Source organism: Cryobacterium sp. 10I1 (assembly GCF_035019805.1).
Classification (GTDB): domain Bacteria; phylum Actinomycetota; class Actinomycetes; order Actinomycetales; family Microbacteriaceae; genus Cryobacterium; species Cryobacterium glucosi.
On sequence record NZ_JASJVF010000105.1, the window covers coordinates 1 to 10,719 of the forward strand.

10 protein-coding genes and 2 tRNA genes are annotated in these 10,719 nt (G+C 67.6%); 11 read left to right on the top strand and 1 reads right to left on the bottom strand.

Annotated elements, in window-relative coordinates; translation table 11 throughout:
* The 5 genes from QN345_RS10585 to QN345_RS10605 all read left to right on the top strand — a co-directional run.
* Positions 1 to 1,222: sensor histidine kinase (locus QN345_RS10585; RefSeq protein ID WP_323508636.1), on the top strand; the 1,222-nt coding region annotated here is incomplete at its 5' end.
* 4 nt (positions 1,223 to 1,226) lie between these two features.
* Positions 1,227 to 1,907, top strand: a complete 681-nt coding sequence (locus tag QN345_RS10590) for a response regulator (protein WP_241985044.1) — start codon at positions 1,227 to 1,229, stop codon at positions 1,905 to 1,907.
* Between the two features lie 131 nt (positions 1,908 to 2,038).
* Positions 2,039 to 3,016 (top strand): L-lactate dehydrogenase, encoded by a 978-nt coding sequence (locus tag QN345_RS10595; RefSeq protein ID WP_134447880.1) that lies wholly within the window; start codon positions 2,039 to 2,041, stop codon positions 3,014 to 3,016.
* Positions 3,017 to 3,043: 27 nt separating this feature from the next.
* Positions 3,044 to 3,859, top strand: coding sequence for a sulfite exporter TauE/SafE family protein (locus QN345_RS10600; protein ID WP_134447882.1), 816 nt, complete (start codon positions 3,044 to 3,046; stop codon positions 3,857 to 3,859).
* Between the two features lie 54 nt (positions 3,860 to 3,913).
* Positions 3,914 to 5,056 (top strand): hypothetical protein, encoded by a 1,143-nt coding sequence (locus tag QN345_RS10605; RefSeq protein ID WP_323508637.1) that lies wholly within the window; start codon positions 3,914 to 3,916, stop codon positions 5,054 to 5,056.
* Positions 5,057 to 5,100: 44 nt separating this feature from the next.
* Here QN345_RS10605 and QN345_RS10610 read toward each other — a convergent pair.
* Positions 5,101 to 5,174 (bottom strand) — tRNA-Gly (locus QN345_RS10610).
* Between the two features lie 166 nt (positions 5,175 to 5,340).
* Here QN345_RS10610 and QN345_RS10615 point away from each other — a divergent pair.
* The 6 genes from QN345_RS10615 to QN345_RS10640 all read left to right on the top strand — a co-directional run bounded on the left by QN345_RS10615 (position 5,341) and on the right by QN345_RS10640 (position 10,717).
* A tRNA-Pro gene (locus QN345_RS10615) sits at positions 5,341 to 5,417 on the top strand.
* Positions 5,418 to 5,459: 42 nt separating this feature from the next.
* Positions 5,460 to 6,908, top strand: coding sequence for a trigger factor (tig, locus tag QN345_RS10620; protein ID WP_134447886.1), 1,449 nt, complete (start codon positions 5,460 to 5,462; stop codon positions 6,906 to 6,908).
* A gap of 193 nt (positions 6,909 to 7,101) precedes the next feature.
* Complete coding sequence (locus tag QN345_RS10625) at positions 7,102 to 7,701, top strand: ATP-dependent Clp protease proteolytic subunit (protein ID WP_134447888.1); 600 nt, start codon at positions 7,102 to 7,104, stop codon at positions 7,699 to 7,701.
* Between the two features lie 16 nt (positions 7,702 to 7,717).
* Positions 7,718 to 8,389 (top strand): ATP-dependent Clp protease proteolytic subunit, encoded by a 672-nt coding sequence (locus QN345_RS10630; RefSeq protein ID WP_134447890.1) that lies wholly within the window; start codon positions 7,718 to 7,720, stop codon positions 8,387 to 8,389.
* 252 nt (positions 8,390 to 8,641) lie between these two features.
* Positions 8,642 to 9,925 (top strand): ATP-dependent Clp protease ATP-binding subunit ClpX, encoded by a 1,284-nt coding sequence (gene clpX / locus QN345_RS10635; protein WP_322189746.1) that lies wholly within the window; start codon positions 8,642 to 8,644, stop codon positions 9,923 to 9,925.
* Positions 9,926 to 10,039: 114 nt separating this feature from the next.
* Positions 10,040 to 10,717 carry a GntR family transcriptional regulator gene (locus tag QN345_RS10640; protein WP_134559783.1) on the top strand — a complete coding sequence of 226 codons (678 nt, stop codon included), beginning with the start codon at positions 10,040 to 10,042 and terminating at the stop codon, positions 10,715 to 10,717.
* Positions 10,718 to 10,719 lie beyond the last annotated feature (2 nt).

Consider the following 10,719-nt stretch of genomic DNA (forward strand, 5'->3'; position numbering starts at 1 on the left):
GGTCGCGATCTTCGTGGGGCTGTTCGTGATCGTCGCCGCCCTCTACGCCGCGCGTGGTTTCGGCCTCGTGGAGCTGACCCGCCTGCGCTGGGCCGGCCAACCGGCCATCCGGCCTCCCCGGTGGGAACGTGACGGCCAGCCGGTCACCCCGCTTCGGACCCTGCTGGGCCCGCTTGTCGGCGGCCACTACTGGCTCTACCTCCTGCACGGCATGGTCGTGAACTTCGTGATCTCGCTCGTGAGCTGGACCGTCACCGTCGTCTGGCTCTCGATCGCCCTCGGCGGGGTCAGCTTCTGGCTGTGGGGCTGGTCGATCCCGCAGGGCCAGGAGGGGGCAACCGGGCTGCTGGGCCTCGGCGAGGTGATCCTGCCGGGCACCCAGGGCGTCGGCAACCCGTACCTCGTCGAGAGCCTGCTCGAACTCGCGTTCGGCCTGGCTTTCCTCGCCACGCTGCCCTACGTCACCCGGGGCCTCGTGCTCGTGCACCGGTTCATCGGCCAGGGCATGCTCGGGGCCTGGCGCTCCGAGGCGCTCACCCGCGAGGTCGCCGACCTGAGCGCCTCCCGCGGCGCGGCCGTCGTCGCAGAGGACCGCGGCCTCCGCCGCCTCGAACGCGATATCCACGACGGACCCCAGCAACGCCTCGTGCGCCTGCAGATGGACCTCGCGAGCGCCGAACGCAAACTCGACACGGACCCTGCCGCCGTCAGGGCGCTGCTCGCCGAGGCGCGGGAGCAGGCCCACGACACCCTCGAGGAGCTCAGGGCGCTGTCCCGCGGGCTCGTCCCGCCGATCCTGCAGGACCGCGGCCTCACCGTCGCCCTCGAGTCCCTCGCAGCCAGGAGCACCATTCCCGTCGCTCTCGAATTCCAGCTCGAGCCGGGGCTGCGGCTGCCCTCCGAGATCGAACGGAGCGTATATTTCATCGCGGCCGAGCTCCTCACGAACGCCGCCAAGCACTCCCGCGCGAGCGGCATCCGCCTGCACCTCGCCCTGCGCCGGGTGCCGGACGACGACTCAACCTGGCTCGACCTCTGGGTGATCGACAACGGCATCGGTGGGGCCGTCCTCACCGAATCGCACGGGTTGTGCGGCCTCGACGAGCGCCTGCGGGGGCTGCGCGGCCTGCTGTCGATCGACAGTCCGGCCGGAGGTCCCACGAATGTCGGTGCGCACATCCCGCTGGCCGAAACCCTGCCAGGTTCGATCGTCGTATCCTGAACGGGTGACCTCGCCAGAGCAGACCAGCGCAGCATCCGCGGCTCCGCTCCGGCTCGTTCTCGCCGAGGACTCGCTCCTGCTTCGTGAGGGGCTCGTGCGGCTCTTCGACGAGGCCGGGTTCGACTGCGTGGCCGCCTATGGCGACGCGGACGGCCTGCTCGCCGACGTCGATCGCCTCCGGCCGGACATCGCCGTGCTCGACGTGCGGATGCCGCCGACATTCCGGGACGAAGGGGTGCGTGCCGCCCTCGAGCTGCGGCGCCGGCTCCCCGGAGTCGGGATCCTGCTCCTCAGCCAGTATGTCGAGGCCACATACGCTCACGAACTCCTCGCGGCCGGCGACGGAGGACTCGGCTACCTGCTCAAGGACCGGGTCGCCTCCCTCGACGAACTGCAGGATGCCGTCCTGCGGATCCACGCCGGTGGAACGGTGCTCGACCCGCAGGTGGTCCGTGAGCTTCTGGGCCGCCGCACCGACCCGCTCGAGAGACTCACTCCCCGGGAGCGGGACGTGCTCGGGCTGATGGCCGAGGGGCGCACCAACGTCAGTATCGCCTCCCGGCTCGTGATCGGGGTCGGCGCCGTCGAGAAGAACGTCACCGCCATCTTCCAGAAGCTCGGCCTCGACGATTCGGGAACGGACCACCGCAGGGTGCTCGCCGTCCTCGCCTTCCTCCGCCACTGAGTATTCTGCTGGCACTGAGTATTCTGCTGGCGCTGAGTATTCCGCTGCCACGAGGCGAATTGAACGTAGATAATTCGGTTTAATCTGACGGAACAGGTGCGAACGCGTCCTGGTGCGGGCAGACTGGAACCATGAGCGCAATCGAGAATTCCAAGCTGGCCATCATCGGAGCGGGCGCCGTCGGCACCTCCCTCGCGTATGCCTCCCTGATCCGGCAGTCGGCCCGCGAGGTGGTGCTCTACGACATCAACGAGCCCAAGGTCGAGGCCGAGGTGCTCGACCTCGCGCACGGCACCCAGTTCACCGGCGCGTCCTGCGTGTCCGGCGGTGCCGACCTCGACATGATCTCGGACGCCAACATGGTCGTGATCACCGCAGGCGCCCGGCAGCACCCCGGCCAGTCCCGCCTCGAAATGTCCGGCGTCAACGTCGGAATCCTCCGCGAACTGATGCCCAAGCTCATCAAGCGCGCCCCCGACGCGGTCTACATGATCGTGACCAACCCCTGCGACATCCTCACCTACGCCGCCCTGCACTTCAGCGGACTCCCCTCCAGCCGGGTGTTCGGCTCCGGCACCGTTCTCGACTCCTCCCGGCTGCGCTGGTTGCTCGCGCACCGGGTCGGCGTTGCGATCGCCAACGTGCACGCCACAATCGTCGGCGAGCACGGCGACTCCGAGTTCCCGCTCTGGTCCCAGGCCAGGGTCGGCCCGATCTCGCTCGACCAATGGGTCGCCGATGACATCTCCCCGGTGACCAACGGACGCGAGAAGTTCTCCGAGGCCGAGTTCGCGGCCATCACCGAGGACGTCAAGACCGCCGCGTACCGGGTGATCGCGGGCAAGGGTGCCACGAACTACGCGATCGGGCTCTCCGGTGCCCGGATCGTCGAGGCCGTGCTGCGCGACGAGGGCGCCGTGCTCCCGATCAGCTCGGTGCTGACCGACTACCGCGGCGTGAGCAACGTCGCCCTGTCCGTCCCGACGGTCGTCAACGCCGAGGGGGTGTCCCGGGTGATCGAGGTGCCCTTCTCCGAGTCGGAACAGGCCCTGTTCCAGCACTCTGCCGACACCCTGCGGGCGACGCTCGACACCCTCGGCCTGAAGTAGGGCGCGGCCCCCACTACGGTGGGAGGCATGTGGCCAGAGGCATTTGCAATCGCCGCGGCCGGTTTCGCCGCGGGCATGATCAACGTCGTCGTCGGTTCGGGGACCCTCATCACCTTTCCGATCCTCGTGCTTCTGGGATACCCGCCGCTCGTCGCCAACGTCTCCAACAACCTCGGACTCGTGGCCGGCGGCGTCGCGGGGACGATCGGCTACCGGCGCGAGATCGCCGCTCATCGCGGTTTCGCCTTCGCTCTTCTCCCTGTCGCCCTGGCCGGCGGCCTCGCCGGTGCCACCCTGCTGCTCGTGCTCCCCAGCAGCGCCTTCAAGGCCATCGTTCCTGTCCTCATCCTCGTCGGGATCCTCCTCGTCGCCGTCGGGCCGTGGATTCAGCGCCGGATCGCCGCACGAACCGCGCCGGCCAGCGAAGCGGATGCGGTGGCGGCGCCGACTGCCGAGGCGGCCGGCATCCCCGGCGGTCGTGGCCGGCGCGTCGGAATCATGGTGAGCATCTTCATCCTCGGCGTCTACGGCGGCTATTTCGGCGCGGCCCAGGGGATCCTGGTGGTGGGCGCCCTCGGCATCCTCACCACGGTCTCGCTCGGGTCACTCAACGCCGTGAAGAATCTCCTCGTCACCGGCGTGAACCTGATGGCCTCGATCATCTTCATCCTGTTCGCGCGCGACTCCATCGACTGGGCCGTGGTCGGTCTCATCACCGTCGGCGCGGGCCTCGGCGGCCTCCTCGGCGCGCGGGTCGGGCGGCGCCTGCCGCCCACTCTCCTGCGCGTGATCATCGTGACCGTCGGCGTCGTCGCGCTCGTCAACCTGATGCTCCACTCCTGACCGTTCTGTCCTCGGGGGAGCAGTCCGGAGTAGGTTGATCGCGGGGGAATTCACATGACGCTCGCAGCTTCAGCACTGGTCCGCTCCGCACCTTTGATCTGCGCCCTGACCGCGGTAGTGACGCTCGCCGGGTGCACGCAGGGTTCCGGCGGTTCCTCTCCGGGTGCCTCGCCAGAACCCACTGCATCCGCGACGCCGACGTCCCTGCCCGTCGCGCTCGACTGTGGCCTGGTCCTGCCGGTCGACCGGGCCGCAGCCGCGCTCGGACTCCCGCCGAACAGCCTCTTCGATCAGGCCACCCGGCCCACCGCCGAGCAGCAGCCGAGCAGCGGCGCCACCCAGATCATCGTGCAGGACGCGGCCGATGCCCTCGGCGGCCTGGTCGACTGCAGCTGGTCAGCCCCGGACAACGGCACCGGAGCGCTGACGGACGACGGCAGCCGGATGCTCCCGCGCGTGAGCGTCCGTGTCCTGCCCAACGCCGTCGAAGGGTTCACCGCGAGTGAACCCGATTCCGACGACGGTCTGCGGGGACTGCACCCCGTCGACCTCGGAGACACGGCGTACGTGGCCTGCCACCCGCCGGACCACGATTCCTGCCGGGCCGAGATCCTGGTCGGAACCACCTGGGTGAACGCGACGGTCAGTCCGCAACCCACAGAGGAGAGCTTCGTGACCTTCGCTCGCACCGTTGTGGCGGCCGTTCAGACGGCGGACGCGGTGCCGGCGACGACGCCCCCACCGCGCGTCGGCTGTGACGCTCTGCTCGCCGCGGCCGACCTCGCGGATGCCGTGGGCATGGCGGACTCCCGGTCGACCGATTATGGAGTGCCCGGACCGTACACATCGGGCGTTCAGCCGATCGCAGAAAGCCGGGCAGGCCTTCTCCACTGCGGCTGGTTGAGCGGGGACGCCGGTGCACTCTCCGGCGGCGTGTCCGTGACCGTGCTGCCGGGCGCTGCATCGGTGTGGCACGCGTCACCGCCGAACAAGGCGAACTCCAGCATCCGGTTCGAAGCGGTGAGCGGGCTCGGGGACGAGGCATTCGCCGGCTGCGGAGGGGACACCTGTGAGGTCGACGTGCTCTCCGGCGGTGTCTGGGTACTCGTGCAGCACTACGGGCAGCCGACCGGCAACCTGGACGGCGCGAAGACGCTTGCGGCCGCCGCACTGGCCAACTACCTCGCGAACCGATAGGGCGCCGGGGCAATTGCCGGATTCGGAAAGGGAATGACCGGATATGGAGGGGATGACGGGAATCGAACCCGCGCCATCAGTTTGGAAAACTGAGGCTCTACCATTGAGCTACATCCCCATGAGTGCCGAACTGCGCACTCAAATACCTTAGTACAGCAACGGCGACCTCGCGTACGCGAACCGGCCATGGGCATCCGGTCGGTGCAGTAGACTTACCGAGGTCAATCCGCTGTCGCGTGCACCTGCGTGGCGTCAGGCTGACTCCAACGGGTTGAGACAATATCCGGGGCGTAGCTCAGCTTGGTAGAGCGCTCGGTTTGGGGCCGAGAGGTCGCAGGTTCGAATCCTGTCGCCCCGACCATCACCCCCCTCTGAACCAGATCGAACACAGGAGATAACCCACGTGAAGTCCACGGTCGAAAAGCTGAGCCCCACGCGCGCCAAGGTCACCATTTCGGTGACCCCGGAGGAGCTGAAGCCCAGCATCACCCACGCATATGGTCACATTGCCGAAGACATCAACATCCCCGGCTTCCGCAAGGGCAAGGTTCCGCCGCCCATCATCGACCAGCGCGTCGGTAAGTCGGCCGTCCTCGAGCACGCCGTCAACGAAGGCCTCGACGGTTTCTACCGTGCCGCCGTCGACGAGCACAAGCTCCGCCCGCTCGGCCGCCCCGAGGCCGACATCGTCGAGTGGCCGTCCGACAAGGACTTCTCCGGCGACCTCAAGCTCTCCATCGAGGTTGACGTCCGCCCCGAGATCGACCTTCCCGCATACTCCGGCCTCAAGCTCGTCGTCGACACGGCCGAGGTCACCGACGAGGACGTCACCGAGGAGCTCGACAAGCTGCGCAGCCGCTTCGGCACGCTCATCACGGTCGACCGCCCCGCCAAGACCGGCGACTTCGTGCAGATCGACCTCGTCGCCTCCATCGGCGACGTCGAGGTCGACAACGCGACCGGCATCTCCTACGAGGTCGGCACCGGCGACTTGATCGACGGCATCGACGAGGCACTCGACTCGCTCAGCGCGACCGAGACCACGACCTTCAACTCCACCCTCATGGGCGGCGACCACGAAGGCGAAACCGCAGAGATCACCGTGACGGTCCTCGCCGTCAAGGAGCGCGAGCTTCCCCCCGTCGACGACGACTTCGCGCAGATCGCCAGCGAATTCGACACCGTCGCAGAGCTCACCGAAGACCTCAAGGCGCAGGCGCTGCGCTCCAAGATCTTCGGCCAGGGCACCCAGGCTCGCGAACTGCTCATCGAGCAGCTCCTCGCCTCCGTCGAGGTCCCGATCCCGACCGCGATCATCGAGGACGAGGTGCGCCGTCACCTCGAGGGCGAGAACCGCCTCGAAGACGACGTGCACCGCGCCGAGGTCACCGAGTCGAGCGAGAAGACCTTCCGCCAGCAGATCCTGCTCGACACGATCGCCGAGGCCGAGAAGGTCCAGGTCAGCCAGGACGAGCTCACCCAGTACCTGATCCAGGGCGCAGCCCAGTACGGCATGGACCCGAGCGAGTTCGTCCAGGCGCTCAGCGGAAACGGCCAGATCCCGTCGATGGTCGCAGAGGTCGCCCGCAACAAGGCCCTCGCGATCGCCCTCGGCAAGGCGGAGGTCGTTGATGGCAACGGCGCCGTCGTCGATCTCGCCGAGTTCACCGCGATCGCGGGCGACGAGCCCGAGGCCGCCGCGGACGGGACCACCTCCGTCGACGTCGACATCGACGCCGTCACGGTCGACCCCGCCGCGGACGCCGCAGCAGCCGCCGCGTCGGAAGACGCTGACGACGAGGCCGCCGAGGTCCCCGCGAAGCCGAAGAAGAAGGCCGCAGCCAAGAAGTAACACCCGCGGGCAGCATCCGCTGCCAGCACCCGCTGTACTCCAGCGAACGAGGGCCGGGCGTCTCAGGACGTCCGGCCCTTCCGTGTTCCCGGGCGCGGGGGAGCCGCGCAATCTGCCGAGGGCGAACACGGCCGTTCTGGCTCTCAGGCTCCTATAGATTCAATCTCAAGCGACAAGTGAAACGGAGCGCGACATGGCCGATATGACCCCAACACCCGGCGTTTTTGACCGACTGCTGAAAGACCGCATCATCTGGCTCGGTTCGGAGGTCCGGGACGAGAACGCCAACGAGATCTGTGCCAAGATCCTGCTGCTCGCCGCGGAGGACTCTGAGCGGGACATCTTCCTGTACATCAACTCGCCCGGCGGCTCGATCACGGCCGGCATGGCCATCTACGACACGATGAAGTTCGTACCGAACGACATCGTCACCGTCGGCATCGGGCTGGCGGCCTCCATGGGCCAGTTCCTGCTGTCCTCCGGCACCAAGGGCAAGCGGTACATCACGCCGAACGCGCGGGTCCTGCTGCACCAGCCGTCCGGCGGCTTCGGCGGCACGGCGGCAGACATCCAGACGCAGGCGAAGGTCATCCTCGACATGAAGAAGCGGATGGCGGAACTCACGGCGGAGCAGACCGGCAAGTCGGTCGAGCAGATCCTGATCGACAACGACCGCGACAACTGGTTCACCGCCCAGGAAGCCGTGACCTACGGCTTCGTCGACCACCTGCGCGGCTCCGCGTCGGAAGTAATCGGTGGCGGCGGCACCGACGACTCAGTGAACAAGATCTAGGACGGGCGTACACGACATGGAATTCACGAATTTTGGTCACCAGGCCGGTGGCCGCGCACCGCAGGCTCCCGAGTCTCGGTACATCCTCCCCACCTTCGAAGAACGCACGGCCTACGGCTACAAGCGCCAGGACCCCTACGCGAAGCTCTTCGAGGACCGCATCATCTTCCTCGGCGTCCAGGTCGACGACGCGTCCGCTGACGACGTCATGGCCCAGCTCCTCGTGCTCGAGAGCCAGGACCCTGACCGCGACATCGTGATGTACATCAACTCACCGGGTGGCTCCTTCACCGCGATGACGGCGATCTACGACACGATGCAGTACATCCGTCCGCACATCCAGACGGTCTGCCTCGGCCAGGCGGCGTCCGCCGCCGCCGTGCTGCTCGCCGGCGGAACGCCCGGCAAGCGCCTCGCGCTGCCGAACGCACGCATCCTCATCCACCAGCCCTCGGCCGGTGGACAGGGCGGCGGCCAGGCTTCCGACATCGAGATCCAGGCAGCGGAGATCCAGCGGATGCGCGACTGGCTCGAAGAGACGATCGCGCACCACTCCAACCGCACCTCGGCGCAGGTCCACAAGGACATCGACCGCGACAAGATCCTCGGCGCCCCCGAGGCCCTCGAATACGGCCTGATCGACCAGATCCTGACGAGCCGCAAGAACGTTCCGGTCCTCGTCAAGTAGCAGTTCCCTTTCGCGACGGGGCAGGTCCCCGTTCTCCTGTCGCCCGCGCGGCGGCCGGTCGGATGCGCAAGCACCGGCAGGCCGCCGCGTTCCGGTTTTCGCCGGTCGGGCGCCGCGCGATATCCCACCCGCGGGGGATTATTACGGGTTTCCACCGATCCGCGTCGCTTGCACCCCAGTGTCACCCCCAGAGGCTAGGCTCGGTTCAGCGAAACAAGCGTTACCAGCACGACCGATGGAGGAGGCTGACGGATGGCCCGAATAGGCGAAAGCGCCGACCTGCTGAAGTGTTCCTTCTGTGGGAAGAGTCAGAAGCAGGTCCAGCAGCTGATCGCCGGTCCCGGTGTCTACATCTGCGACGAATGCGTCGAGCTGTGCAACGAGATCATCGAAGAACGCCTGGCCGAGGCCGGCGCCGAAGAGACCACGGGCGAGTTCGAACTGCCCAAGCCCAAGGAGATCTTCGGGTTCCTTGAGGAATACGTCATCGGCCAGGAAGCCGCCAAGCGCGCACTGGCCGTCGCCGTCTACAACCACTACAAGCGCGTGCGCTCCCGTGCCACGCTCACCGCCGCCGACGCGATCCACGACGACGTGGAAATCGCCAAGTCCAACATCCTCCTGATCGGCCCGACCGGCTGCGGCAAGACCTATCTCGCCCAGACGCTCGCCAAGCGCCTCAACGTGCCGTTCGCCGTCGCGGACGCGACCGCACTCACCGAGGCCGGATACGTCGGCGAAGACGTCGAGAACATCCTGCTCAAGCTCATCCAGGCCGCCGACTACGACGTCAAGCGTGCCGAGACGGGCATCATCTACATCGACGAGATCGACAAGATCGCCCGCAAGGCCGAGAACCCCTCGATCACCAGGGACGTGTCCGGTGAGGGCGTGCAGCAGGCTCTGCTGAAGATCCTGGAAGGAACCGTCGCGTCTGTGCCCCCGCAGGGCGGGCGCAAGCATCCGCACCAGGAATTCATCCAGATCGACACGACCAATGTGCTGTTCATCGTGGCCGGCGCGTTCGCGGGACTCGACGACATCATCTCCACCCGTGCTGGCAAGAAGGGCATCGGCTTCGGCGCCCCGCTACACAGCAAGGGTGACGATGTGAACCTCTTCAGCGAGGTCCTCCCCGAAGACCTGCACAAGTTCGGACTCATCCCCGAATTCATCGGCCGGCTGCCCGTCGTCACGACGGTCACCCAGCTCGACCAGGTCGCCCTCATGCAGATCCTCACGGTTCCGAAGAACGCCCTCGTGCGCCAGTACCAGCGGATGTTCGAGCTCGACGGCGTCGAACTCGACTTCGAGCAGCCCGCGCTCGAGGCCATCGCCGACCTCGCCGTGCTGCGCAAGACCGGCGCCCGGGGCCTCCGCGCGATCATGGAAGAGGTCCTCGGGCCGATCATGTTCGAGGTGCCGTCCTCCAGCGAGGTCGCCAGGGTCATCGTGACCAGGGCTGCCGTGCTCGACAACGCCGCCCCGGCCATCGTGCTGCACAAGGCCGCCCGCCGCGTCGAGAAGTCCGCCTAGCCCCGAAACCGATCACGACCTGAACCGCCTCCGACCACAGTCGGGGGCGGTTTTTGGTGCAGGCGGGTCGGCGGCCACTTGACAGGGCGCCACTGGCAATATCTAATATATTGCATGCCGGTTCCCGTTCCCGATGCGCTGCATCGACCAGCCTCCCTGCGCGACTATGCCTACGAGGCACTCCGCACCGCGATCGTCGACGGAACGCTCGCCCCCGGCGAGAAGCTTCGTGACGCCGAGCTCGAGTCCTGGCTCGGGGTCAGTCGCACGCCGATCCGCGAGGCCATCGCCCGGCTCGAAACCGCAGGTCTCGTTCGAACCGAGCGTGCCAGACAGACCGTCGTCGCGCCGCTGGACGAACGGACGGCACTGAACGCGCAGGCGATCGCCGCAGCGCTCCACGAACTCGCCGCGCGCGAGGCGGTCGCCCAGCTCACCGCCGGGGACATCGCCGCGATGAAGGCGGCCAACGACCGGTTCCGGCTCGCCCTGGCGACGAACGACGTCGATGCCGCCATCGCCGCGGATGACGATTTCCACGACGTCGCGGTGCGCGCGAGCGCGAACCAGCTGCTGCCGGCACTGCTCGAGCAGGTCACGCCCACCCTGAGGCGCCTGGAACGCGCCCGGTTCTCCTCCCTTGCGGGGCGGGCATCCGTTGCCGACCACGAGCGCATCATCGGATTCTGCGCTGCCGGGCAAGCCGACCAAGCCGGCACGGCCGTACGCGAGAACTGGCTCACCCTCGGGCGGATGCTGGCCGCGACTGCCAACGTGACCCTGAACCCCTGAAC